Origin of the sequence: Streptomyces radicis (assembly GCF_003626575.1) — a bacterium.
In the GTDB taxonomy this organism is placed as follows: Bacteria; Actinomycetota; Actinomycetes; order Streptomycetales; family Streptomycetaceae; genus Streptomyces; species Streptomyces radicis.
Map to the genome: position 1 here is coordinate 190,713 of NZ_RBDY01000005.1, position 25,772 is coordinate 216,484.

At 73.8% G+C, this 25,772-nt stretch carries 19 protein-coding genes; 3 read left to right on the forward strand and 16 right to left on the reverse strand.

Translation table 11 applies throughout. From position 1 onward, the window contains the following. Positions 1-38: 38 nt before the first annotated feature. The 11 genes from D7318_RS10250 to D7318_RS10300 all read right to left on the reverse strand — a co-directional run bounded on the left by D7318_RS10250 (position 39) and on the right by D7318_RS10300 (position 11,655). A complete protein-coding gene (locus D7318_RS10250) occupies positions 39-1,103 on the reverse strand; it encodes a polyprenyl synthetase family protein (RefSeq protein WP_230423603.1) in 1,065 nt (354 codons plus the stop codon). Further along, the gene (hpnE, locus tag D7318_RS10255; protein WP_183091344.1) at positions 1,100-2,557 is read right to left on the reverse strand and encodes a hydroxysqualene dehydroxylase HpnE; all 1,458 of its coding nucleotides are present in this window, start codon (positions 2,555-2,557) and stop codon (positions 1,100-1,102) included. Before hpnE ends, D7318_RS10250 begins: the two co-directional genes overlap by 4 nt. Further along, complete coding sequence (hpnD, locus tag D7318_RS10260) at positions 2,554-3,486, reverse strand: presqualene diphosphate synthase HpnD (protein WP_230423606.1); 933 nt, start codon at positions 3,484-3,486, stop codon at positions 2,554-2,556. Before hpnD ends, hpnE begins: the two co-directional genes overlap by 4 nt. An 11-nt stretch (positions 3,487-3,497) precedes the next feature. Further along, on the reverse strand, positions 3,498-4,412 hold the full coding sequence (hpnC, locus tag D7318_RS10265; protein ID WP_120696595.1) for a squalene synthase HpnC: 915 nt from the start codon (positions 4,410-4,412) through the stop codon (positions 3,498-3,500). A gap of 122 nt (positions 4,413-4,534) precedes the next feature. Then, positions 4,535-5,329, reverse strand: a complete 795-nt coding sequence (locus D7318_RS10270; protein ID WP_183091345.1) for an ABC transporter ATP-binding protein — start codon at positions 5,327-5,329, stop codon at positions 4,535-4,537. Continuing rightward, the gene (locus tag D7318_RS10275; protein WP_120696596.1) at positions 5,322-6,236 is read right to left on the reverse strand and encodes an ABC transporter permease; all 915 of its coding nucleotides are present in this window, start codon (positions 6,234-6,236) and stop codon (positions 5,322-5,324) included. Before D7318_RS10275 ends, D7318_RS10270 begins: the two co-directional genes overlap by 8 nt. Before the next feature lie 81 nt (positions 6,237-6,317). After that, positions 6,318-7,163: a glycosyltransferase family 2 protein gene (locus tag D7318_RS10280; RefSeq protein ID WP_120696687.1), complete on the reverse strand. Its 846-nt coding sequence runs from the start codon at positions 7,161-7,163 to the stop codon at positions 6,318-6,320. A 47-nt stretch (positions 7,164-7,210) separates the two neighbouring features. Further along, positions 7,211-7,996: a CDP-alcohol phosphatidyltransferase family protein gene (locus tag D7318_RS10285; protein ID WP_120696597.1), complete on the reverse strand. Its 786-nt coding sequence runs from the start codon at positions 7,994-7,996 to the stop codon at positions 7,211-7,213. Beyond that, entirely contained in the window at positions 7,974-9,035 is a 1,062-nt protein-coding gene (locus D7318_RS10290) for an iron-containing alcohol dehydrogenase family protein (protein WP_120696598.1), read from the reverse strand. The genes D7318_RS10285 and D7318_RS10290 overlap by 23 nt, the downstream gene beginning before the upstream one ends. After that, entirely contained in the window at positions 9,023-9,787 is a 765-nt protein-coding gene (locus tag D7318_RS10295; protein ID WP_120696599.1) for a phosphocholine cytidylyltransferase family protein, read from the reverse strand. The genes D7318_RS10290 and D7318_RS10295 overlap by 13 nt, the downstream gene beginning before the upstream one ends. Next, a complete protein-coding gene (locus tag D7318_RS10300; protein WP_230423627.1) occupies positions 9,784-11,655 on the reverse strand; it encodes a DUF5941 domain-containing protein in 1,872 nt (623 codons plus the stop codon). The genes D7318_RS10295 and D7318_RS10300 overlap by 4 nt, the downstream gene beginning before the upstream one ends. Before the next feature lie 206 nt (positions 11,656-11,861). On the opposite strand from D7318_RS10300, the gene galE reads away from it, so the two are divergent. Then, complete coding sequence (gene galE, locus D7318_RS10305) at positions 11,862-12,857, forward strand: UDP-glucose 4-epimerase GalE (protein ID WP_120696601.1); 996 nt, start codon at positions 11,862-11,864, stop codon at positions 12,855-12,857. An 89-nt stretch (positions 12,858-12,946) separates the two neighbouring features. Continuing rightward, complete coding sequence (gene idi, locus D7318_RS10310; RefSeq protein ID WP_230423608.1) at positions 12,947-13,516, forward strand: isopentenyl-diphosphate Delta-isomerase; 570 nt, start codon at positions 12,947-12,949, stop codon at positions 13,514-13,516. Between the two features lie 36 nt (positions 13,517-13,552). Here the strand turns inward: idi and D7318_RS10315 are convergent, their stop codons facing one another. Then, positions 13,553-14,029 (reverse strand): ATP-binding protein, encoded by a 477-nt coding sequence (locus D7318_RS10315; protein WP_120696602.1) that lies wholly within the window; start codon positions 14,027-14,029, stop codon positions 13,553-13,555. 543 nt (positions 14,030-14,572) lie between these two features. Between D7318_RS10315 and D7318_RS10320 the strand changes: the two genes are divergently transcribed. After that, entirely contained in the window at positions 14,573-16,342 is a 1,770-nt protein-coding gene (locus D7318_RS10320) for an ABC transporter ATP-binding protein (protein ID WP_120696603.1), read from the forward strand. Positions 16,343-16,441: 99 nt separating this feature from the next. Here the strand turns inward: D7318_RS10320 and D7318_RS10325 are convergent, their stop codons facing one another. The 4 genes from D7318_RS10325 to D7318_RS10340 form a co-directional block, all read right to left on the reverse strand. Further along, positions 16,442-18,049, reverse strand: a complete 1,608-nt coding sequence (locus D7318_RS10325; protein ID WP_120696604.1) for an ABC-F family ATP-binding cassette domain-containing protein — start codon at positions 18,047-18,049, stop codon at positions 16,442-16,444. 365 nt (positions 18,050-18,414) lie between these two features. After that, positions 18,415-19,395, reverse strand: coding sequence for an acyl-ACP desaturase (locus tag D7318_RS10330; RefSeq protein WP_120696605.1), 981 nt, complete (start codon positions 19,393-19,395; stop codon positions 18,415-18,417). Between the two features lie 384 nt (positions 19,396-19,779). Beyond that, positions 19,780-22,203, reverse strand: coding sequence for a Tex family protein (locus tag D7318_RS10335; protein ID WP_230423611.1), 2,424 nt, complete (start codon positions 22,201-22,203; stop codon positions 19,780-19,782). A 154-nt stretch (positions 22,204-22,357) separates the two neighbouring features. After that, positions 22,358-25,762, reverse strand: a complete 3,405-nt coding sequence (locus tag D7318_RS10340; RefSeq protein ID WP_120696607.1) for a hypothetical protein — start codon at positions 25,760-25,762, stop codon at positions 22,358-22,360. Positions 25,763-25,772 lie beyond the last annotated feature (10 nt).

The window sequence follows — 25,772 nt, forward strand, 5'->3', positions numbered from 1 at the left end:
GTGGCCGCCCGAAGTGGCTCCGGGCGGCCCCGCGCCGCCTACCTCTGGCGGATCACCACGAAGTCGGCGAGTGCCGTCAGGCGCTCGCGGACCTCGTTCGGCATGGGGACGCGGCCAAGGGCGGCGACCGCGACGTCGTACTGGCGCCTGGCCTCGGCCTCGGTCCACGCCCGGCCGCCCGCCTCCTCGACCAGCGCGGCCCTGACGGCGAACTCCGCCTCGTCGAAGTCCTCGAACTCCTGTTGCGACTTCTTCGTGTCGGCCGTCATCAGGGCCGTCAGCCGCTCGGCCGCGCTCCCCTCGGCGCCCAGCGCGGCCACCACGGGCAGCGACTTCTTGCGCTGCCGCAGATCGCTCCACGCCAGCTTGCCCGTCGAACGCGGGTCGCCCCAGATGCCGAGCAGGTCGTCCACCGCCTGGAACGCGAGGCCCAGGTGCTGGCCATAGGTCTCGAGGGCGTCGGCGAGCGCGTCGTCCGCGTCGCCGAGGACCGCGCCGATGGAGGCGGCGCACGCGAGCAGCGCGCCCGTCTTGTTGCCCTCCATCTCCAGGCACTCCTCGACGGTGACCCGCTCCCTGTGCTCGAACGCGATGTCCTGCGCCTGCCCGTCCACGAGCCTGCGGCTGGCCACCGCGAGCCGGCGCGCGGCGTCCCCCGCCCGCCGCGAACCGGCCTGGAGGAGCAGCTCGTTGGCCAGGGCGAACAGCGCGTCGCCGACCAGGATCGCCTGGGCGGGCCCGTGCACCTTCCACACGGTGTCGCGGTGCCTGCGCTGCTCGTCGCCGTCCATCAGGTCGTCGTGGAGCAGGGAGAAGTTGTGCACCAGCTCGACGGCGACCGCCCCCGGCACCCCCGTCTCCGCGGGAACGCCCGCCGCCTCGGCCGAGAGCAGCGCGAGCGCGGGTCTGATCGCCTTGCCGCTGCCGCTGTCCGAGGGGCGCCCCTCGGCGTCGATCCAGCCGAAGTGGTACGCCGCCACCGTGTTCATCGGCGGGGCGAGCAGCCCGACGGCGTCCCTGAGCGCCGGGGCGGTCAGCGCCCGGCAGCGATCGAGCAGCGCGGGAACGCCACCGTCGGGGGGATGATTGTCTGCCTGGTTCACACGCTCTCTCCTCCATCCGTTCCGTGGGACCTGGCCGTTGCGTGGGCCCCGGCCCCTCTGTGGGACCCGGCCGCCACGCCCGCGACCGCCCGAGCCGCGGCGAGGCCGCTGCGCACCGCGCCCTCCATCGTGGCGGGCCACCCGGTCGCGGTCCACGCGCCGGCCAGGTACACGCCGGGGAGGCGGGTGCGGGTTCCGGGGCGCAACCGCCCGACGCCGGGCACGGGCGCGAACGTCGCCGTGCGCTCCCGGGTGACGAAGAAGTCGCGCACCCGCGCGCCCGCCGCCCCGGGCAGCAGCCTGGCCAGCTCGGGCAGGTACCGCTCGCGCAGCGCGCCCGCGGGCCGGTCGATCTCGTCATCGGCCGCCGACTGGGACAGTGCCAGATACTGCCCGGGAGGGCTCCCGGGCGCGCCGACGAGCCCGGCGGGGCCCGTGCGGTCGAAGATCCACTGCACGGGGCTGCCGAGCGCCGCGAGGAACGGCGCGCGCATCACCCTGCGGTCGTAGACCACATGGACGTTGAGGATGGGCGCGGTGCCGATGCCGAGCAGCCGGTCCTGTTCGTCGAGCGCCCCGGCGGGCAGCAGCCCGTGCGCCGCGTCGTGCGGCACGGCGAACACCACCGAGTCGGCGGCCAGCGCGCGCCGTTCGCCCCGCGCCGCGACGTCGACGAGCCACCCGCCGCCCTCGGCCCGGCGCAGCGCGCGGGCCTTGGTGGCGAGCAGGGTGGTGACCCCCGAGCGGTCGAGGGCGGCGCGGGCGTGGGTGTGGTGCAGCTCGCCCAGCGGAACGCGTGGGATGCCGAGGTCGGCGGCGCCAGGGGCGGTCAGCAGGCCCGTGCGGAACACCATGGCGGCCAGCGCGAGCGAGACGCCGCCCGCCCTGGCGTTGAGCGTCGCGACGCCGATGAGGTCCCACAGCGCGGCGATGGCGCGTTCGCTCTGGCCCCTGGCGCGCAGCCAGCCCGCGAAGTCCTGGCCGTCGAGCGCGGGATCGGCGGGGTCGAGGTGGCGCAGCGCGAGCGTGGCGCGGGCCGCGGCGGCGCGCTCGCCGGGCGACAGATGGGGGTAACGGGCCAGGCTGGCGGCCAGGTGCAGCGGCGCGGGCAGCCCGTTGCGGCGGATCCTGCCGACCCGGCCGCGCCCCGCGTCGAGCACGGGAACGTCGAGGCGGCGTTGCAGCGGGGCCAGTGTCGTGGCGCCGACCCGGCGCAGAAAGCCCCGGTAGGCGGTGCAGCAGCGCAGATACACGTGCTGGCCGTTGTCCACGGTCAGCTGGCCCGCCGGGGAGTCGCGGCGGAACGAGAACGCCAGGCCGCCGAGCCTGGGCCTGGCCTCGACCAGGGTGACGCGGGCGCCCAGGTCGGCGAGCGCGAGGGCGGCGGTCGTCCCGGCGAGGCCGCCCCCCACGACCACCGTGCGGGCCCCGTCGCCCTCGGCGCTCGCGCTCAAGGGCCCGGCCGCCTGGCGGCGGCCCTGCGGGCCTCGATGCCGGTCAGGCCGCGGACGGCGACCAGCGCCTTCTGGGTGCCCGGCAGGCTCACCCGCCCGCGTAGCACGGCCACGGGGTCGGCCGCGATGCGGTCGAGCAGGCGGTGGTAGATGCCCGCCATCGCGGACACGCACGCGCCGGAGCGGCGGTCGAGCAGCGGCAGCAGCCGCAGCCCCTCGTCGAACAGCTCGCGCGCCCGCCGCTCCTCGAAGCGCACCAGGCCATCGAAGTCGGCCAGCGCGCCGGGCGTGACGATGCCGGTGTTCTCGGGGCAGCCGAACTTCCGCAGATCCTCGGCTGGCAGATAGACCCGGCCGCCCTCGGCGTCCTCGCGGATGTCGCGGAGGATGTTGGTCAACTGGAGCGCGAGACCGAGCGTGTTGGCGAACGAGGGGGCGCGGTCGGCGTCGGGCGCGCCGGGGCGGACGCCGAAGACGCCGAGCGTGAGCCGCCCGATGGCGCCCGCGACGCAGCGGCAGTAGTCCCGCAGCTCGTCCCATGTCTCGTACGTCCGGCCCGCCACGTCCATCAGGACGCCGTCGATCAGCTCGTCGAGCCCTTCGAGCGGGATGGGGTAGCGGTGGACGGCGTCGGCCAGGGCGACGGCGACCGGGTCGGTGTCGTCCTCGTCGACCGCGCCGTCGCGCACCCGTTCCACCAGCGCCCTGGCCTCGGTCAGCCTGGCCTTCTTGACCTCGGGCGGCAGCCCGCCGTCGCCGATGTCGTCCACGCGCCTGGCGAACGCGTACAGCGCGGACAGCGCCCGCCGCTTGGCCGGGGGGACCAGCCGCGCGCCGTAGCTGAAGTTCTTGGCGTGCTGATCGGCGACGACCACGCAGTAGTGGTAGGCGGCGACCACGGAAGGGGACGGGGCTGTGCTGGTGCTCACGGGCTGGAAGCTCACGATCCTCTGCGCAGTGTGGTGGCCATCGCGCGGAGCAGTCCGCTCCGTGACGCGGTGGGCGGCCCCGCCAGCACGTCGTACCGGGCGTCGGCGATGGCCTGGGCCGCCGCCCTGCCGCCGCCGATGAACCCGGCGAGCAGCAGCCGCAGCCGCCCGGACACGCCGGACATCAGGGGCGCGCCCTCGTCGAGCAGCCTACGTGCCCGATCGTTGAGGCAGGCCACCAGGGTGCGCACGGAGGCGTTGGCGGTCGGCGCGGCCAGGTCGTCCTCGGTGACGCGGAAGCGGTCCATCGCGTCGGCGGGCAGGTAGATCCGGTCCCTGCGCAGGTCCTCGGCGACGTCCTGGAGGTGCTCGATGAGCTGGAGCGCGGTGCACACGGCGTCGGAGCGGCGCACGCGCTCGGGGCTCGCGGTGCCGGTGACGGCGAGGACGAGCCGCCCCACGGGGTTGGCGGAGAGCTCGCAGTAGCCGAGCAGCTCGTCGTAGGTGGCGTAGCGGCGCTTGCGCTGGTCGAGGCGGTTGGCCTCGATGAGGTCCTGGAATGGGCCTGGCGTGAGGCCGCCCCGGCGCACCGCGGGGATGAGCTCGCGCATCAGGGGGTGGCTCGGCGGCGTGGAACCGCGGGCGGAGGCGAACACGCGGTGGAGGTCGGCCTCCAGGGCGTCGAGCAGGACCAGCCGGTCCTCGGCGCTCGGATCGCCCGGGGGGATGCCGAGCAGGGTGGCGTGGGCGCCGCCGGGGGCGAGGTCGCCGTCGCCGATGTCGTCGACGAGGCGGGCGAAGCCGTAGAGGGCCATCAGGTCGTCCCGCCAGGCGCGGGGCAGGAAGCGGGGGGCCACGGGGAAGTTCTCGTGGGCGGCCTTGGCGAGCACGGCCTCCGTGGGGGGCGGGGCCGCGTCGGTCAGCACGGGCGGCCCGCGGTGGTGTTTGCCGTCATGGTCACCCTGCCACCCTATAGTCGGACAACTCCCGCCCCGGATCGGCCGCCTCGCGGCCGACCGCGTCCCGGGGCGGGCACATCCGCCGCGGCCTACTTGCCGGTCTCCTCCTCGTAGGCCTTGAGGACCTGCTCGGTGGGCCCGTCCATGATCAACTCGCCCTTCTCGAGCCACAGCACGCGGTCGCAGGTGTCCCTGATCGACTTGTTGTTGTGGGAGACGAGGAAGACGGTGCCGGCCTCGGAGCGCAGCTCGCGGATCCTGGCCTCGGAGCGCTTCTGGAACTTCTTGTCGCCCGTGGCCAGCGCCTCGTCGATCATCAGGACGTCGTGGTCCTTGGCGACGGCGATCGAGAACCTGAGCCTGGCGCCCATGCCCGACGAGTAGGTGCGCATCGGGAGGCTTATGAAGTCGCCCTTCTCGTTGATGCCGGAGAAGTCGACGATGCTCTGGTAACGCTGCTTGATCTGCTCGCGGGTCATGCCCATGGCCAGGCCGCCGAGTATGACGTTGCGCTCGCCCGTGAGGTCGTTCATCAGGGCGGCGTTGACGCCGAGGAGCGAGGGCTGGCCGTCGGTGTAGACCCGGCCGCGCTCGGCGGGCAGCAGCCCGGCGATGGCGCGCAGCAGCGTGGACTTGCCGGAGCCGTTGGTGCCGATGAGGCCGATCGCCTCGCCGTGGTAGGCGACGAAGCTGACGCCGCGCACGGCGTGCACCTCGCGGACCCGGCCGCTGGGCTGGCGGCGGATCATGCGGCGCAGGGCCGCGGTGGCGGTGCCGCGCCCGCCGCCGCCGTGCACGCGGTAGACGATGTGGAGGTCGTCGGCGATGACCGTAGGGGTGCGTCCGTCGTCCACCACGACGGCGGGAGTGTTCGGTTCAGCCACGGCCGTATCGCTCCTCCGCCTTCCAGAAGTACAGGAACCCGCCGATCCCCACGACCAGGGCCCAGCCCAGAGCGTACAGCCCCGTGGCGGCCGGGATCGTGTCGCGGTAGTCGCCGTCGATCAACGCGTAACGCACCAGGTCCATGTAGACCGCGGCGGGGTTGGCGGAGAGCACGTCGGCGACCCAGCTCGGCCAGTTCGCCCGCGTCTCGACCATGTGACGCAGCGGGAACATCACGCCGGACGCGTACATCCACGTGCGCAGGATGAACGGCATCAGCTGCGCCAGGTCGGGCGTGCTGCTGCCCCAGCGGGCCATGACCATGGCAAGGCCCGCGTTGAAGACGAACTGGAGCGCGAGCACGGGCACCACGAGGAGCCACGCGAACGACGGCATGTGCCCGAAGGACACCACGATGACCACCAGGATGGCCATCGAGAACAGCAGCTGCTGGAGCTGCTGGAGGGAGAACGAGATCGGCAGCGACGCCCGGGGGAAGTGCAGCGCCCGCACCAGCCCGAGGTTGCCCGAGATCGACTTCACGCCCGCGAGGACGGACGCCTGGGTGAAGGTGAAGACAAAGACCCCGGTGACCAGGAACGGGATGTACTCGCTGTTGTCCATGCCGCCGCGTCCGCCGAGCAGGACGCCGAAGATCAGGAAGTAGACCAGCGCGTTCAGCAGGGGGGTGAACACCTGCCACAGCTGGCCGAGTTTGGCCTGGCTGTACTGCGCGGTCAGCTTCGCCTGGGAGAAGGCGACTATGAAGTGCCTGCGCCCCCACAACTGCCGCACGTACTGCGGCAGGGAAGGTCGGGCACCACTGACGGACAGACCGTGACGGGCCGCGAGCTCGGCCAGCGGAACATCACGGGGGGGCGCACTGTCGTGCGTGGTCTCACTCACCTTGAACTCTCGTCCTCACAGGGCACAAGCGGGAAGTTGCCGCTACGCGGCGGCATCTGGATCGTCTCAGACCCGAGCTTGTCAGATGACAGGAGGTCGCCCCAGCCGGGTCAGGCGCCATACCGTACGCCACCGCATGGGCCTGCGGGGACCGCACGGCGTCCGCCAGCCTTCCACGAAGCCCCCGAACCACGCGCGCAGCGCCGCGCGCGACGGCCTGCGCAGCACGGTCAGCAGGAGCCAGTCCAGCAGATAGACGGGGATGAGGGGCAACGGCAGGTTGCGGCGGGCCAGCCACACCCGGTTCCTCGCCACCATGCGGTGGTAGACGGCGTGCCGGGACGGCGCGGTGGCCGGGTGGTGCAGCACGAGGTCGGCGCGGTAGTCGATGCTCCAGCCCGCGTCCAGGGCGCGCCAGGCGAGATCGGTCTCCTCGTGGGCGTAGAAGAAGTTGTCCGGAAGTCCCCCCACCTGCTTGAAGACCTGGGTGCGCACGGCGTTGGCGCCGCCGAGGAACGTCGTCACGCGCGAGGAGCGCAACGGGTCAGAGGCGCGCAGCCTGGGGACGTGACGGCGCTGTGTGGAGCCGTCCTGGGGGTCGCTGATGCGGAAGCTGACGATGCCGAGCTGGGGGTCGGCGTCGAAGGCGGCGCGGACCAGCTCGGCCGTGCCGGTGTCGGGAAGCAGCCCGTCGTCGTCGAGGAACAGCAGGACGTCGACGTCGCAGCCCGAGGGCCCGAACGCCTCGATGCCGACGTTCCGGCCGCCGGGGATGCCGAGGTTGTGCGGCAGCTCGAGGCTGCGGACGCCGGGCGGGAGATCGGGCAGTGAGGCGCCGTTGCCCACGACGACGACCTCGATCGGCGCGCCTTCCTGCTCGGCCACGGAGCGCAGCAGCGCCCGTAGTTCGTCGGGGCGGTCACCCATGGTCAGGATGACCGCTCCCACTCGCAGCTGCGCCGTACCCACCACGGTCACCTCAGCCTGCTGGACGCCAGTACGGACACCAGGTGCAGAAGGGTCTGCACCAGCGCCACGGCGGCCAGGACGGCCACGCCGAGGCGGGTGAAGAACAGCTCGCCCTGGATCAGGTCGAGGACGGCCACGAAGAGGATCAGCAGGGACGCCTCGACGCCGCCGACCAGCCGGTGGAACTTGAGCGCCGCGGCCGCCCTGCGGGCCACCGCGAGCCCGGAGGAGCGCGGGGTGGCCGACTCCTCCCTGGCCGCGGGCAGGCCACCGCGCGAGCGTGCGACGTCGACCAGGTCCGTCTCGGCCTTGATCAGGATCGCGCCGAGCGCGGCGAGCGTCCCGAGGAACGCCCACAGCCAGTTGGGCGCGGGCTCGTCGACCGCGAAGACATCGGCCGCGCGCAGGCCGAAGCCGGTCAGCAGCGCGGCCTCGGCCAGGTAGTGGCCGACCCGGTCGAGGTAGACGCCGGTGATCGAGGTCTGGCCACGCCACCTGGCCACCTCGCCGTCCACGCAGTCGAGGAGCAGGTAGAGCTGGATGAGCAGCGCGCCCACGAGCGCCCCGGCGAGCCCGGGGATCAGCAGCGCCGCCCCTGCGGCGACGCCGGTGAGAACCATCAGATAGGTGAGCTGGTTGGGGGTGATCCTGGTGGTCACCAGGTGCCTGGTCCAGCGCAGCGAGATCTCCCGCATGTACAGGCGCCCGGCCCAGTGCTCACCGCTGCGCCGGTCCTTGACCCCTTCGGGGTGCACGACCGGCCTGAGTTCAGCTACCGATGGTTTTGACATAGTCGGCGTAAGAGTCCCTGATCTGGTCGGTGGTCAGGTCGAGGTGTTCGAGGATGGTGTAACGCCCCGGCCTGGTGCGCGGGGCGAAGGCGACGGCCGTCACGAACTCGTCGGCGGAGAAGCCGATGTCGTCGGGCAGCACGGGCAGGCCGTGGCGCCGCAGCACCTCGACGATCAGCCCGCAGCCCTCCGGCTCCCCGCGCAGGTGCATGGCGAACGCGGCGCCCAGGCCCACCTGTTCGCCGTGCGGGGCCGAACGCTTGGGGTAGAGCAGGTCGAGCGCGTGCGAGATCTCGTGGCAGGCGCCCGACGACGGCCTGGTGTGGCCCGCGATCGACATGGCGATGCCGGAGAGCACCAGCGCCTCCGAGAGGACGGTGAGGAACGCGTCGTCCGCGCAGCCGCCGGGGTGGCGCAGCACGGCCTCGCCCGCCTGCCTCGCCATGGCGGCGGCGAGCCCGTCGATCTGCTCGCCGGTCTCCCGGTGGGACAGCTCCCAGTCGGCGATGGCCGAGATGTTGGAGACGGCGTCGCCGATGCCGGAGCGGACGTAGCGCAGGGGGGCGTGGCGGATCACGTCGAGGTCGATGACCAGCGCGATCGGCGTGGGCACGCCGTAGGAGCCGCGCCCCGCGTCGTTGTCCAGGGTGGAGACGGGGGAGCAGATGCCGTCGTGGGAGAGATTGGTGGCGACGGCGACCATGGGCAGGCCCACGCGGGCGGCGGCGTACTTGGCGACGTCGATGATCTTCCCGCCGCCCAGGCCCACGATCGCGTCGTAGTGGCCCGAGCGCATGGCGTCGGCGAGTTGGACGGCCGCGTCGATGGTGCCCCCCGCGACCTCGTACCAGTCGGCGCCCGGCAGCGCGGGGCTGACGCGTTCGCGCAGGGTGGCGCCCGAGCCGCCGCTGATCGCGATGGCCAGGCGGCCCGACGAGGAGATGCGCTGGTCGGCGAGGACACCCGCGAGGTTGTCGAGGGCGCCCGCGGTGATGTCGACGGAGACGGGGGACGGGATGAGGCGGGTCAGTACCGGCACGCGATCTCCCGTCCCCTGGTGAGGTCGTCGTGGTTGTCGATCTCGACCCAGCTGACGTCGCCGATGGGGGCGGTGTCGATGCGGAAGCCGCGCTGGATCAGCTCCTGGTACCCGTCCTCGTAGTAGAGCTGCGGGTCGCGCTCCCACGTGGTGCGCAGGGCGTCGGCCAGGTCGTCGGCCGCCTCGGGCTCGATGAGGGTGACGCCGATGTACTCGCCGGTCGCGTTCGCGGGGTCCATCAGCTTGGTGATGAGCGAGACGCCCTTCTCGGGGTCGGCGACGACCTTCATCTCCTCGTCGGCCAGCCGCTTGACGGTGTCGACGGCCAGGATGACGCGGCCGCGCCCCGGCAGCGCGGTGCCGCGGGCGGCCAGCAGGGTCTTCTCGACCGAGGGCGGGTGGACCGTGTCGCCGTTGGCCAGGATGACGCCCTCGCGGATGATGTCGCGGGCGCACCAGAGGGAGTAGGCGTTGTTCCACTCCTCGGCCTTGTCGTTGTCGACGAGGGTGAGCTTCACCCCGTAGCGGCGCTCGAGGTCGGCCTTCCGCTCGTACACGGCCTCCTTGCGGTACCCCACGACGATGGCGGCCTCGGCGAGGCCGACCTCGGCGAAGTTGGCCAGGGTGAGGTCGAGGACCGTTCTGCTGTCCGCCGCGTCCGGCGAGATGACCGGCACCAGCGCCTTGGGCAGGGTGTCGGTGTAGGGGCGAAGTCGCCGTCCGGCGCCGGCGGCCAGCACAAGGCCGATCATGCGGGTTCTCCTGTTTCGTCGTGTACGGCCGGTGCCTGGGAGGAGATCCAGAAGCGGATGCTCTCCCCCAGGACCAGGAGCGCCGTGGCCCCGCCAAGGACCGTGAGCGCGGTGGTGAAGCCCTGGCCGCTCGCCCAGAGGGCGGCCGCGGCGGTGACCGCCAGGACGCGACCCTCGTGTCCGCCGGTGGCCAGGACCAGCCGCCTCGGGGGCGCCCCGGCGCCGCCTCGCAGGCGGTACACCGTGTCGTAGTGATGGTAGGCACAAGCCGCCACCAGAAAGAAAGCCGCGGGCAACGCCCCGTTCACCCCGCCGCGGGCGGCGAGGATCAGGACGGCGAGATACTCGCCGCAGCGGAACAGCGGCGGGACCAGCCAGTCGAACGGGCGGGAGAGCGGCGCGGCGACCGCAAGCCCGGCGCACAGCGCGTACCACGCGGCGGCGACCACGCCGGTCCAGCCGCCCTGGTCGTCGGGCCCGAAAAGCAGCCAGCCGACCAGCCCCGCGGTCCCGGCCGCCGCCCACAGCGGCGCGGTGAACGGTCCGCCGGGGGAACGGGGCGCGAAGCGGGCGACGGCCTCGGCGACCGGGCCGCTGTCGGCGAGCCCGGCCAGCGCCCGCGCGCCGTCGGACCCGCCGCCCGGCAGCCGACGGGAGCGCAGCAGGCGGCCCGCGGTGGTGTAGCAGGCGGCGCAGCCCGCGGCGATCAGCAGCACGGTGAACGTGACGCGGGGCGTGGTCAGGGCGGTGAGGACGGCGATCAGCGCCCAGCGTTCGCCGATGGGCAGCACGATCATGCGCCGCAGCCAGACGGTCCAGGCGATCCGGTCGAGGCGGCCCGACAGTGCGGTGGCGCCGCCTTGGGCCGCGCCGGGGGCGGTCGAAGCGGCGGGCTCGGGGAGGGTGAAGGTGAACGCGAAGTCCACGACGTGGCGGACGGTCTGGAGGACCATCGCGCCCAGGGCGAGGGCCCAGACGTCGTCGTCGCCGCGGGCGGCGCCGAGGGCGAGCCCCGCGTAGAAGGCGTACTCCTTGGCCCGGTCGAACGTGGCGTCGAGCCAGGCGCCCAGGGTGGAGAACTGGAGGGAGTAGCGGGCGAGTTGGCCGTCGGTGCAGTCGAGCACGAACGAGACGAGCAGCAGGGCGCCCGCCGCGATCATCCCCGGGCGGGTGCCGGTGGCGGCGCAGCCCGCGGCGATGAGGGCGGTGATCAGCGACGCGGTGGTCACCTGGTTCGGCGTCAGGCCGCGACGGGCGCACCAGCGGGCCAGGTGGCGGGAGTAGGGGCTGACGAAGTGCGTGGTGAAGAAGCCGTCGCGGGACTTCACGGCCGAACGCAGCCGCACCGCCTCGTCGTCCACGGCGGCCACCGCCGCCTCGGCCTCGGCGCGGGCGGCCTCGGTGGTGGGCACGGCGGCGACCAGGGTGCCGAGGTCGGGCCTGTGGACGGGGGTGCCCGCGGCCTCCATGTCGGCGGCCAGGCGGTCGGGGAGGCAGCCGGTGGCGGGCGGCGCCGCGACCGAACGGCCGCCGCTGCCAGGGGCGATGGCCCCGCCCTCGCGGCCCTCGGCGCTCCCCGGCGCGAGCGCGGCGGTCAACGCGCCCCGCGCGCCCGGCAGTACGGTCAGCGCGCCGGGGACGGCGGCGGCGGGGAAGCGCGGGTCGGTCAGGCCGAGCCTGAGGCTGTGCCGGTGCCCCGTGAAGCGGGCGTCGACCACGGCGACGCGCTCGGCCGTCGGCACCGCGGCGAGCGCCGCCGCCACTCCCCCGTTCCCGTCCGCCACGCGCACGGTGAAGCCCAGCGCGCGCAGGTCGCGTTCGATGGACGCCCCGGGTGGTGGGGGGGCGGTGAGAATGGCGGTCGACAGCGAACTCACTCCTTGGGGCAGAACCGTCTCTGCGGCTGCACGTCGGCAGAGATTATCTGATGACCACCGTGCGGCAAGCATGGCGTTGACACCAGGAAACCCGGAGTTCATGTCGGGGGGCCGTCCGAGCGGTCAGTGCGACCCTACGCGATCGGACGACTACGGCCAGCAATCGACGTTCGCGGCACAGAGGTTAGGCTGCCGCCATGACCTGGTTGATCACCGGTGGTGCCGGTTACATAGGGGCGCACGTCGTGGAGGCGATGCGGGGCGCGGGCCAGCCCGTCGTGGTGCTCGACGACCTCTCCACCGGGGTGGCCACGCGGCTGGGCGCCGACGTGCCGCTGGTGACCGGCTCGGTGCTCGACCGCCCGCTGCTCGACGAGACGCTGGAGCGGCACGCGGTGACCGGGGTCGTGCACCTGGCGGCCAAGAAGCAGGTCGGCGATTCGGTGGCCGAGCCGCTGCTCTACTACCGGGAGAACGTCCACGGGCTGACCGTGCTCCTCCAGGCCGTGGCCGCCGCCGGGGTGCGGCGCTTCGTCTTCTCGTCGTCCGCGGCGGTCTACGGCACGCCCGAAGGCGGCACGGGCGGCGTTCCGGACCTGGTGACCGAGCAGTCGCCGTGCCGACCCGTCAGCCCCTACGGCGAGACCAAGCTGGCGGGCGAGTGGCTGGTCAGGGCGGCGGGGCGGGCGCACGGCATCGCGACGGTGTGCCTGCGGTACTTCAACGTCGCGGGCGCGGCCAGGCCCGAGCTCGTGGACACCGGGGCGGCCAACGTCATCCCGATGTTCTTCGAGCGGATCGCGCGCGGCGAGCGCCCGGAGATCTTCGGCGACGACTACCCCACGCCCGACGGCACGTGTGTGCGCGACTACGTCCATGTCGCCGACCTGGCGCGGGCGCACCTGGTGGCCGCGCGACACCTGGCGGCGCCCGCCGCGGGGGCGCCTGGCGACCTCACCGTCAACGTCGGCACGGGCCGTGGGGTCTCGGTCCGTGAGCTGGCCGAGCGGGTGGCGGAGGTCACGGGGCACCCCGAGCTGACCCCCAGGGTCACGGCGCGGCGCCAGGGGGACCCGGCGCGCGTGGTGGCGTCGGCCGATCTGGCCAGGGAGAGACTGGGGTTCACAGCGCGGCGGGACTTGGGTGAGATGGTGTCATCGGCCTGGGAGGGCTGGCGCCTGCTCCACCCCTGACGAGGATCGCCCCCGCGACAGGACCGGTGCGGCAGACTGGTCGCGGCCGAAGGACCGACATCGAGAGAAATCCCAGGGAAGACGTGGACATGCCCCACAGCACAGCCGTTGCGGCGGACCCGGTCATGCTGGAGCTGGTCGACGAGGAGGGCGCGACGGTCGGCACGGCGGAGAAGCTCGCGGCCCACCGCGCGCCAGGGCGCCTGCACCGGGCCTTCTCCGTCTTCCTCTTCGACACGGCCGGGCGGCTGCTGCTCCAGCGGCGGGCGCTCGGCAAGTACCACTCGGCCGGGGTCTGGTCCAACACGTGCTGCGGCCACCCGTTCCCCGGCGAGCCGCCGTTCCTCGCGGCCACCCGGCGGACCGCGGAGGAGCTGGGGATCGCGCCCTCGCTGCTCGGCGAGGCCGGGACCGTGCGGTACAACCACCCCGACCCGGAGTCGGGGCTGGTCGAGCAGGAGTACAACCACCTCTTCGCCGGGCTGGTGACCGCGCCGCCGAAGCCGGATCCCGCCGAGGTGATGGAGACGGCGTTCGTCAGCCCGGAGGAGCTGGACCGGATGCGCGGCGACGGGGCGTTCTCCGCCTGGTTCCCGACGGTGCTCGACGCCGCGCGCCCGGCGATCAGGCAGCTGACGGGGGCCTCGGGCGGCTGGTGAGGGGGCGGGTCGACGCGGGCGGGTCGGCGGGGCGGGTCAACGGGCCAGGTCGAGCGGGAGCGCGGCCCAGACCACCTTGCCGCCGGTCGAGGTGGCGTCGACGCCGCAGTCGCCGCCCGCGCCGAGCGCCGTGGCCTGCACGAGCAGCAGCCCGCGCCCGCCCGTGCCCTGGCCATCGGGGTCGGCGTGCAGGGCCTTGGGCCGGTAGGGGTGGCCGTCCTCGACCGCGAGGCGCAGCCGACGGGCGTCGAGGGTGACCTCGACGCCGATCCGCGGGGTGAGCAGCGCGGCGTGCCGCACGGCGTTGGTCACCAGCTCGGAGACGATGAGCAGCGCGCCGTCGAGGGCATCGTGGGAGAGCGGCGCGCTCCGCCGCACGAGGAGGTCGCGCACCGCGTGCCGCGCCTCGGGCACCGACACGTCGACGGGCGCGACGGTGAATCTCCAGACCCCCGTGTGGGCCGGTGCCTCGGCGGCCCTCGGAAACGCCGCGGCGCCTGATCGACTGTCCATGGTCTCCCGTTCCCATTCTCTCGACGCCCGCTGGCTCCCCTCGCTTCGAGTGTTGGCATGTGCCACGGCGACATGACCCAGTGAGCGCAACTCGCCACATATGAGGCGTACCCCGATCAAGTCGATTCATTTCTGATCGATTTGCGATCGGGTCGAGCCCGGCTCGGGGATGTGGAGCCCCGTTGCGCCGGCGGGCGCGCGGCGCGTTCCCCGGGCGCCGCCCGACCCACGCGTCACCCGAGCGGACGGGCGCACCGTTGCGAACGCGCGGCGGACCGCCGCGACGGCGTGAGCGCCGGTGTGTGCTCGTCATGCGACATGAAGACAAGCAATATGAGAAATCGCACCGACAAGGAGCGAAGCATTCGTTCTTTTCGGCGCAGGCGACGGCCGCCATGACTACTATCACCATGTATATGAATTATCCTGAACCAGAATCAAAAGGGGCAGACCCTTTCCCTATCGACATTTCGGCGAGTGTTCGATGCACATCAGGGGCAAGGTCATTCCGACTGAATCCCCAGGACGTTGGAGTCCGTTGTCATGGCTCTGCCGCAAGGTCCCCTCGAGCATCGTTACCAGGGCGAACACCCGGTACGCACGCTCGCCTATCTCTTCCGCGGAGACCGCATCCGGCTGTTCGTCGCCGTCTTAGCGTTCATCGTCAAACACAGCCCGGTCTGGCTGCTCCCCCTGGTCACGGCGAACATCATCGACGTCGTCGTGGAAGAGCGGCCCATTTCCGAACTCGGCGCCAACACGATCGTCCTCGTGGTGGTCCTGATGCTCAACTACCCGACGCATCTCCTGTACGTCCGTTGTATGCACGGCAGCATCCGCCGCACCGGGACAGGGCTGCGCTCCGCGCTCTGCCGCCGCATGCAGGAGCTCTCCATCGGCTACCACTCCCGGGTCAGCGCCAGCGCGTTGCAGACCAAGGTCATCAGGGACGTGGAGAACATCGAGGTCTCGGTGCAGCAGAGCGCGGACACGGGTCTTGCCGCGGCGATCACCCTCGTCGGCGGGCTCGCGGTCATCACGGTCAGGGTCCCGGCGGCGCTGCCCGCGTTCCTCGTGGTGGTCCCCGCCACCGCGCTGCTGATCCGCAGGCTGCGCGGCAGGCTGCGCAGCCACAACGAGAAGTTCCGCAGGCAGGTGGAGCAGCTGTCGTCCCGCGTCGGCGAGATGACCAGCCTGATCCCGGTCACCCGCGCCCACGGCCTGGAGCGCGCCGCGCTCGGACGGGTGGACGGGACGCTGCGTCAAGTGCTCACCGCGGGTATACGGCTCGACCTGCTCAACGGCCACTTCGGGGCGCTCGCCTGGATCCTGCTGAACGTCATCAGCATCGGCTTCCTCTCCGGCGCCGCCCTGATCTGCTACTACGCCTGGCTGCCGATCACGGCCGGGGACGTGGTCATGCTGAGCACGTTCTTCACCACCCTGACCGGCTCGATGACGATGATGATGGGTCTCGCGCCCATCATCACCAAGGGCCTGGAGTCGGTCCGTTCGGCCGGCGAGGTCCTCCAGGCCCCCGACCTGGAGGTCAACGCGGGCAAGACGCAGGTCTCCGCGGTCAAGGGCCGCATCGACTTCGAGGGAGTCAGCTTCGCGTACGACGCCGACGGCTCGGCCGCCGCGGTCACCGACTTCACGCTCTCCGTGCCGCCGGGCGAGACCGTCGCGCTCGTGGGCGCCTCGGGCGCGGGCAAGTCGACGGTCCTCAACCTGCTCATCGGCTTCATCCGGCCCACCAAGGGGCGGATCCTGCTCGACAACGTCGACATGGGCAGCCTCGACCTGCGCACCTACCGGCGTTTCCTTTCGGTGGTTCCCCAGGAGTCGGTGCTGTTCGAGGGCACCATCGGGGAGAACGTCGGCTACGGCATGGCCGAGATCGACACCCAGGCGGTGCGCGACGCGCTGCGGGACGCCAACGCCCTGGAGTTCGTCGAGCGGCTGCCCAAGGGCCTCGACACGGTCGTCGGGGAGCGCGGCGCCCGGCTCTCCGGCGGGCAGCGACAGCGGATCGCCATCGCGAGGGCGCTGATCAGGGACCCCAGGATCCTGGTGCTCGACGAGGCCACCTCGGCCCTCGACACGCGCTCCGAGGCGCTGGTGCAGGAGGCGATGGACCGGCTGATGCGCGGCAGAACGGTGTTCGTGGTCGCGCATCGGCTCTCCACGGTGCGGGGCGCCGATCGCATCGTGGTCCTCGAGCACGGCCGGATCTCGGAGATCGGCACCCATGCCGAGCTGCTCAGGCGCGGGGGCGCGTACGCGCGGCTCCAGGCGACCCAGATGAGCTGACCCGGCCGTGCCGACCGGGACGAGCCGACCCGGCCCGGGTGCCGGGCCGCCGAACGACACGCGGCCCGGCACCCGGGCGGGCCCCGCGACGGACGGGCCCTACAGCGGCTCCTCCTCGGTGAGTTCGCCGTCGAGGCGCAGCCAGCGCGTGATGCCGAGCCCGCGCAGGAACGGAACGTCGTGGCTGGCGACCACGAGCGCGCCCCGGTAGGACTCGAGGGCGGTGGTGAGCTGGCGGACGCTGTTCAGGTCGAGGTTGTTCGTCGGCTCGTCGAGCATGAGCAGCTGCGGGGCGGGCTCGGCCAGCATGAGCGCCGCGAGCGACGCCCTGAACCGCTCGCCCCCCGACAGGGTGCCCACCCGCTGGTCGGGGCGGCCCTTGCGGAAGAGGAAGCGGGCCAGCTGCGCCCTGATCCGCTGGATGTCGGTGCCCGGCGCCAGCTCCCTGACGTTGTCCAGGATGGAGCGCGACTCGTCCAGGATGTCGAGGCGCTGGGGCAGGTGGCGCAGCGGCACATGCGCGGTGACCTCCCCCGCGACCGGGGCGAGCTCGCCCGCGACGGTGCGCAGCAGCGTCGTCTTGCCCGCGCCGTTGCTCCCGACCAGCGCGATCCGCTCGGGGCCCTGGACCTCCAGGTGGGCCCGTGCGCCGTAGCGCAGCTCCACCGCGCCCAGGGTGAGGACGCGGCGGCGCGGGGGAACGGCCGTGTGCGGCAGGTCGACGCGGATCTCGTCGTCGTCGCGCACCGCGCTCTCGGCCTCGGTCAGGCGCTCCCTCGCCTCGGCGAGCCGCTCCTCGTGCAGGACGCGGTGCTTGCCCGCGGACTCCTGGGCGGCGCGCTTGCGAGCGTTCATGACGGCCTTGGGCTCGCGCTTGTTCTCGAACGCCTTCCTCCCCATCCGGGCGCGCCCCGCCAGCTTGTCGTGCGCCTCGATCAACTCCCGCCGCTGCCGCCGCACATCGGCCTCGGCCACGCGGACCATGCGCTCGGCGGCCCCCTGCTCGACGGCAAGGGCCTCCTCGTAGGCGGAGAGTGTGCCGCCGAACCAGCGGACCGCGCCGTCGCGCAGATCGGCGATCTGGTCGACGCGTTCGAGCAGCTCGCGGTCGTGGCTGACCACGACGAGCACGCCCTGCCACGCGGCGACGGCGTCGTGGAGGCGGCGTCTGGCGTCCAGGTCGAGGTTGTTGGTCGGCTCGTCGAGCAGCAGCACGTCGGGGCGGCGCAGCAGCAGGGCGGCCAGGCGCAGCAGCACCGTCTCGCCGCCCGAGACCTCGCCGACCGTGCGGTCGAGGCCGATGTGCGACAGGCCGAGCCCGTCGAGGACCGCGCGGGTGCGCTCCTCGATGTCCCAGTCGTCGCCGACGGCCGCGAAGTGCGCCTCGTCGGGGTCCCCGGCCTCGATGGCGTGCAGGGCGGCGCGCGTGCGGGCGATGCCGAGCACCTCGTCGACGGTCCTCGCGGTGTCGAGCGCGATGGTCTGCGGGAGGTGACCGACCTCGCCGCTGACCCCGACGGTGCCGGACAGGGGCGTCAGCTCGCCCGCGATCAGCCGCAGCAGAGTTGACTTGCCCGTGCCGTTGAGGCCGATCAGCCCGGTGCGGCCAGGGCCGACGGCCAGGTCGAAGTCGGTGAGGACGGGGGTGCCGTCGGGCCAGGCGAAGGTCACCCGGTGGCACACGACATGGGTGGTCGAGGTGGACATGAGGGCTCTCCGGTGTGCGTGAAGGGGACATCAACGACACAGGGAGACACCGGGCCCGGACCGGGGCTGGCGATTCGGAGGAGAACGGGCGGGAAGGCGCCGGAAACGTCCGAGGTCGTGCGCGAGGGCGCGGCTGCGGCGGGGTCAGCGCGAGGGCTGAACGCACGCGGCCTGCGGGCTCACGGTGTCCGCGACCTCAGATCTTCAACGGGGCTCCCGGGGACGGCGACAGGGCCAGGCTCGACTGTAGACGGGATCGCCTGGCCCGGGCAACCGCCTTCCCCGGTCACCGGAAGGGGCCCCGCGGGCCCGGGACGTTCGGCCTCGCGGCGTTCAGCCCTTGACGCGTTCAGCCCTTGACGCGTTCAGCCCTTGACGCGTTCGGCCCGCGCGGCGAGGCGGGCACGGCGGGCGGCGAGCCGGTCCTCCATGTGGCGCGCCTCGGCGTCGAGGCCGTCCAGGAACGTGCCGAGCTCCTCCTGCGCCTTGAGGCCCTCGGGGCCGAGCCCGTCGAGGTCCATCACCCTGAGGAAGCGGATCACGGGCTGGAGCACGTCGTCGTGGTGGATGCGCAGGTTGTATATCCCGCCGATGGCCATGCGGGCGGCGGCACGCTCGAACCCGGGGATGCCATGGCCCGGCATGCGGAAGCCGACGACCACGTCGCGCACGGCGCGCATGGTCTGGTCGGGGGCGAGCTCGAAGGCCGCGCGCAGGAGATTGCGATAGAAAACCATGTGGAGGTTCTCGTCGGTGGCGATCCTGGCCAGCATCCGGTCACAGACCGGATCACCGGACTCACGGCCGGTGTTGCGGTGCGAGATGCGGGTGGCCAGCTCCTGGAAGGCGACATAGGCCACGGAGTGCAGCATCGAGTGCTGGTTGTCGGACTCGAAGCCCTCGGACATGTGGGCCATGCGGAAGTTCTCGAGCTGGACCGGGTCGACGGCCCTGGTGGTGAGGAGGTAGTCGCGCATCACGATGCCGTGGCGGCCCTCCTCGGCGGTCCAGCGGTGCACCCAGGTGCCCCACGCGCCGTCGCGGCCGAAGATCGAGGCTATCTCGTGGTGGTAGCTCGGGAGGTTGTCCTCGGTCAGGAGGTTCACGACCAGGGCGGTGCGGCCGATGTCGGTGACCTTCGACTGCTCGACGGCCCAGGGCTCGCCGTCGAGCGGCCCGTCGAAGTCCCGGCCCTCGCTCCATGGCACGTACTCGTGGGGCATCCAGTCGCGCGCGGCGGCCAGGTGGCGGTTCAACTCCCGCTCGACCACCTCCTCCAAGGCGTGGATCAGCCGGGTGTCGCTCCACTCGCCCGGCCTGGCTATGGGGGTGGCGTCGATGGTCACGAGGGCTCCTGCGGGTCGTTCACTGGCGAAGTACCTACGTCTCCGTAGGTTACGGCACCGTAAGTTGTTACCCGCCGGTCTGGCAACAACCCTGCCCCCGCTTCGCACACGCGAAGGCCCGGACCGCGTGGGCGCCGTGGGCGATATCGGGGGGCGCACAGGCCGTCGTCGACCGACGCGGTCCACGTCCGCACCGGCCGGTTCACGCGCGGAGCCCGCCAGGTCTCGGCAACGCCGCGGCGGCGATGCTTCAGGACGCGCGCGCCGAAGGCACCACACCGAACCGGCAAAGGCCCGCACTGTCCGTGGGGACAGCGCGGGCCTCGTGCTGGAGGTGCCCACGACGGCACCGGGCTGGCCCCCCGTGGACCTCCCGGCCAGGGACTACCGCTTGCCGCGCTCGGAGTTGAGCAGGCCCGCCCTGCGCAGGGCGTCGGCCATCGCGCTGTTGACCGGCGGGGCGTCGCGGCGCTGGCCGCCTCCCCTGCCGCCCTCGCGCCCGCCGCCGCGCCGGTCGCGCTGGCGCGGGGCGCCGCCGCCCCGGCCACCGCGCTCCTCGCGCTCGCCCCGCTCGCCTCGCTCGCTGCGGTCCCCGCGGCCTCGCCCGCCGCCCGACGAGCCGGGCTCCTCGTCGAGACGGAGCGTCAGGGAGATCCGCTTGCGCGGCACGTCGACGTCGAGCACCTTGACCTTGACGATGTCGCCCGGCTTGACGACCTCGCGCGGGTCGGACACGAACTTCTTCGACATGGCCGAGACATGCACAAGACCGTCCTGGTGGACGCCGACGTCGACGAACGCGCCGAACGCCGCCACGTTGGACACCACGCCCTCGAGCACCATGCCGGGCGTCAGGTCGCCGATCTTCTCCACGCCCTCCTTGAAGCGCGCGGTCCTGAACGCCGGGCGCGGGTCGCGGCCCGGCTTCTCCAGCTCCCTGAGGATGTCGGTGACCGTCGGCAGGCCGAACGTCTCGTCGACGAACGCCGACGGGTCGACGCCGCGCAGCACCGAGCCGTTCCCGATGAGGGCCGGGACATCGGTGCCGGACGACGACGCGATGCGGCGCACCACCGGGTATGCCTCGGGGTGCACGGCGGAGGCGTCCAGCGGGTCGGTGCCGCGGACGCGGAGGAAGCCCGCGCACTGCTCGAACGCCTTGGGCCCGAGCCTGGGCACCTGCTTGAGCGAACTCCGGTCGGGGAACGGCCCGTTGGCGTCGCGGTGCGCCACGATGTTCTCGGCCAGGGTGGAGCCGATGCCCGAGACCCTGGCAAGCAGCGGCGTCGACGCGGTGTTGGCGTCGACCCCCACGCCGTTCACGCAGTCCTCGACCACGGCGTCGAGGGAGCGGGAGAGCTTCACCTCGGACAGGTCGTGCTGGTACTGGCCGACGCCGATGGACTTGGGGTCGATCTTCACCAGCTCGGCCAGCGGGTCCTGGAGGCGGCGGGCGATGGAGACGGCGCCGCGCAGCGAGACGTCGAGGCCCGGCAGCTCCTGCCCGGCGAAGGCCGAGGCGGAGTAGACCGAGGCGCCCGCCTCGGAGACGACCATGCGCGTGAGCTTCCGCTGGGGCAGCAGGGCGACCAGCTCGCCCGCCAGCTTGTCGGTCTCGCGCGACGCCGTGCCGTTCCCGATGGCGATCAGCTCGACGCCGTGCTCGACGGCCAGGGCGGCCAGCGTCTTGAGCGCCTCGTCCCAGCGCCGGTGCGGGGCGTGGGGGTAGACGGTGTCGGTGGCCGCGACCTTGCCCGTGGCGTCGACCACGGCGACCTTGACGCCGGTCCGCAGGCCGGGGTCGAGGCCCATGGTGGGGCGGGTCCCCGCGGGGGCGGCGAGCAGCAGGTCCCTGAGGTTCGCCGCGAAGACGCCGACGGCCTCGTCCTCCGCGTCGGTCCGCAGGCGGGTGCGCAGGTCGATCCCGAGGTGGACGAGGACGCGGGTGCGCCAGGCCCAGCGGACCGTCTCGGCCAGCCACGCGTCGGCCGGGCGGCCGCGGTCGGCGATGCCGAAACGGTGCGCGATGGCGCGTTCGAACGAGGTGGGGCCCGGCTCGTCCGACGGCTCCTCGGGCTCGAGGGTGAGGTCGAGGACCTCCTCCTTCTCGCCCCGGAACATCGCGAGCACGCGGTGCGAAGGCAGCTCGGCGAACGGCTCGGAGAAGTCGAAGTAGTCGGCGAACTTGGCGCCCGCGGTCTCCTTGCCGTCCCTGACCCGGGACACCAGACGCCCCTTGGTCCACATGCGCTCGCGCAACTCGCCGAGCAGGTCGGCGTCCTCGCCGAACCGCTCGGTCAGGATGGCGCGCGCGCCCGCCAGGGCCGCGTCCGCGTCGGGCACGCCCTTGTCCGCGTCGACGAACGCGGCCGCGGCGGCCGACGGCTGGACGGCCGGGTCGCCGAGCAGCCCGTCCGCCAACGGCTCGAGCCCGGCCTCGCGGGCGATCTGCGCCTTGGTGCGCCGCTTGGGCTTGTAGGGGAGGTAGATGTCCTCGAGGCGCGCCTTGGTCTCGGCCGCGCGGATCGTCGCCTCGAGGGCGGCGTCCAGCTTCCCCTGGCCACGCACCGATTCGAGGATGGCCTCGCGCCGCTCCTCCAGCTCGCGCAGATAGCGCAGCCGCTCCTCGACGGCGCGCAGCTGCGCGTCGTCGAGCGTGCCGGTGACTTCCTTGCGGTAGCGGGCGATGAACGGGACGGTGGACCCGCCGTCGAGCAGCCCCACGGCCGCCCGCACCTGGCCCTCCCTTACGCCGAGCTCCTCGGCGATCCTTTCCTCGATGGACCGGCCTGCGACGGACTCTGTCACGATCAACGCTCCGCTTTCCCGGCGCGCTCTGCGCCGCGGTTGCATTCTGGCAGGAGGCACCGACAACCGGGCGCTCAGGCGCGCTAGGTCCTGTCCGGACGATCTTCGATGATCAGCCCACGGCGTACGAAGTCCGGGATGGGGGCACCTCCCCTTACGAAGTCCGGGATGGGGGCACCTCCCGGACGAAGTTTGGGGGAAGGTCGGCGTGGGTGGCGAGCGCGGCGTCGCGGACGTCGGGCCACGGGTGGCGGCGCAGATAGCCGAGCAGCTCGCGCCAGGGGTCGGCCCAGCCGGTGCGCGTGCCGCCCGCGTCGGTGAGCCGGACGGCGAACAGGCCGGTGGCCAGGCCGCCGTCGGCGGCGAGCCTTGCGGCGGCGGCCAGCGTCTCGCCGTCCGGGTGGGCGCCGACGAGCCTGGCAGCGAGCGCGTCGGCGGTGCGCCAGGCCAGCGCGGGGCGGTGCTCGTGGAGCGCGGCCAGCCGGGCCAGGGCCGTGGCCAGCGCGTCGCCGGGGGCCGCGAGGTCCACGGCGGCGACCAGCAGGCGCGTGGCCTCGCCCACGAACTCGGGGTGCGCGGCCAGGAGTTCGCCGGTCTCCGCGGCGAAGGGGCGGGCGTCGTCGCCCTGCTGGCCCGCGGCGCGCGCCAGCAGGGTGACCAGCGCCTCGACGCGGCGGCGGCCCGGGAGGTCCTCCCCCTCGCCATCGGCCCCCGTGGCGTCCACGGTGGCCAGGCGCGTGACGGCCGCGGCGAACGCCGCGCGCGCCCCCGCGTCCGCGCGGGCCAGCGGCGCGAGGGCGGCGAGGGCCGACTCCCACGTGGCGCGTTCCCCCAGGTCGGTCAGGGCGGCGCTGAGCACGTCGGTCGCGGTGTCGGCCCATGGGCCCCACGGGGCGAGGGCGCGCAGCGCGGAGTTGACGACGGTCGGGTCGTCGGCGGCGCACAGGGCGACGACCAGCCGGGCGTAACGCTCCCTGTGCCGCTCGGGGAGGTCGCCTGGGCCCGCGCGCAGCACCGCGCGGGCCGCGGCGACGCCGTCGGTCACGGCCGCGTCGAGGATCCGCCAGACGCGGCCCTCGTCGAGCAGCCGGACGGCGTGGGCGACACACGCGGCGCGGATGTCCCGGTGCTGGCCCGGGAGTTCGAACGCCTCGGTGAGCAGCGCGGCGGCCTCGGCGGCCGGGAGCCCGGCGGCGGCGATCCGCACGGCCTCCTTGCCCGCCCTGACCGTGAACGGCGCGCCGGGCTCGGGCAGCAGCAGGGCGCGCAGGTGCGGGGCGAGCCTGGCGGGCGGCACATGGCGGGCGGCCCTGGCGAGCGCGGGGACGGCCGCGGCCGCCAGGGGTCCCGTGGCGTGCGACAGCAGCTCGGGCAGTGCGTCGCCCGGGCGGGGACCGGTGGCCAGGGCGGCGACGGCGGCCGCGGCGAGCGCGGGCTCCTCGGCGTGGGTCCAGCCACGCACGGCGGCGGCGCCGCGCTCGTCGAGCGACGGCAGGGCCTCGAGGGCGGCGGCGCGGGCGAGCAGCGGAACGTCCTCGGCCGCGGCCTCGCGCGCGAACCTGCGGGCCGCGGCCCGGCGTTGGTGGGGCGGCCAGCGGCGGGTGTGGGGTCCGGTGGGCGGCAGCCACGTGGCGCCGTCGGCCAGGAAGCGGCCCCGGGGCGGGGCGTCCCCGACAACGGTGTCGAGCAGGTCGGTGCGGCGGGTGACCAGGACGCGCAGCACGGGCGGCAGAACGGCGGCCGAGGCGTCGAGGGCGAGCACGCGGGCGACGCGTTCGTCGCGCGTGACGGGGTCGGCGAGCCAGAGCCCCACGGCGGTGCTCGCGGTGGGAACGGTGCCGAACTGGACGGCCTGCCACAGGAGTTCCTGGAGCTCGGGCATGCCACGGGCGCGGCGGCCCACCGCGCGGGCCAGGGCGAAGGTCAGCCCGTGGTCGACCTTCTCGGCGCCCGCTTCGAGCCAGGGCCGCAACGCCTCGAACACCTGGTGCTCCTGGCCGCGGCGCAGCGTGTGGTCGAGGCGGCCGAGGTCGGCGTCGCCGGTGTGGCCCGAGATGCGGACCAGGGTGCGCAGGGACCAGCTGAGCAGGGCGCGCCGGTCGGTGGCGGCGTGTTCGCGCAGGACGGCGAGGGCGAGGCGGCTGAGGGCGGCGCGGGCCGCGGGCGAGGAGTCGCGCGCGGCGAGGGCGTCGGCGGCGACGCGGTCGAGCCCTTCGGCGGCCTCGTCGGCGAACAGCGCGGGGTGGACGGCGGCCAGGGCGTTCAACGCGGCGGAGCGGACCTGGTCCTGCTCGTCGCGCAGCTCCTTCGCGCTCTCCAGCAGGGCGGTGAGGGCGTCGGGGTCGCCCGATGAGGCGGCGTTGCGGACGAGGAGGGTCCAGCCATCGGCGCGTTCCTCGGGGGCGGGGCGGCGGGCGGCGGCCCGCAGCGCGGGCTCGGCCTCGGCGACGGGCAGGTGGGCGAGGGCGGCGAGGAGCGGCCCCTCGCCGAGTCGGCGCTCGCGGACGCGGGCCGCGAGCCGCCTGGCCTCGGAGTGCCGTGTGGCGCGGGGCAGTTCGGCGAGCACGGCGTCGGGGACGCCGCGTTCGCCGCCGTCGTGGTCCTCGGCGGTCGCGGCGGCGTGGACGGCGGCGCGGCGGCCCGGGGGCATGGCGTGCAGCAGGGCGGCGAACCGCGCGGGGCGGGTGGCCGCCCAGCGCCGCGCGAGGTCGGCCAGCTCGGGCGGGTCATGGGCGACGAGGCGGCGCAGCGCGGTCCTTGACAGGTGGCGGGTGCGGTGGTCGGCGAGGTGGTCATGGGCCAGCATCAGGCGCAGCGTGCGGCCGGGGTCCACGGCGAGCAGCCGGGGCAACGCGGCCCAGCCGGGCCAGTCGACGGCGCCGTGGTCGTGGCGTTCGAGCAGGGCGAGGGCGCGGGCGGGGCGGCGGACGGCGGCCTCGGCGACGGCCCTGTGGTGCCGCGCCCACCACGCGCCGTGCGAGGGCGGGGCGAGCGCGGCGAGCCGGGCCTCGGCGACGTCGATGACCGGGTCGGGGTGGCGCGAGGCGAGGGCGCGCCAGCCGGTCATGGCGTGGAACAGCTCGGGCAGCAGCCGGGCGACCGTGGCGGGGCCGCAGCCGGGCAGCAGGCGGGCGGCCTCGGCGTCGCCCCAGCGCTCGCGGTGGGCGTCGACGAGCTGGTCGGCCAGCCGGGTGCGGCCCTGGGCGACGACGGCGCCGAGCAGCTGGTGGCGCGGGGCCGAAGGGGCGTCCTCGAGCGCGACCTCGATGGCGTAGTCGCCCACGCCCGCGGGCCCCGCGGCGGCCAGCGCGCGGGCGCGCACGACCGGGTCGGGGTCGGTGAGGCGGCTGGCCAGGTAGCCCGTGTCGCGCCCGACGGCGGCGGCGACCACGGCCAGGCGCGCGCCGTGCTCGCCGTGCCTGGCCAGGCCCTCGACCAGGTCGCGCAGCTCGCTGCGGTCGGCCGCGGCCCTGGCGCGCGCGGCGAGCTCGCGCATGCGGCGCGGGTGGGGCAGCGGGGCGAGATCGATGAGCAGCCGGTCGGCGCCTACGTCGGTCATGGCGGAATTC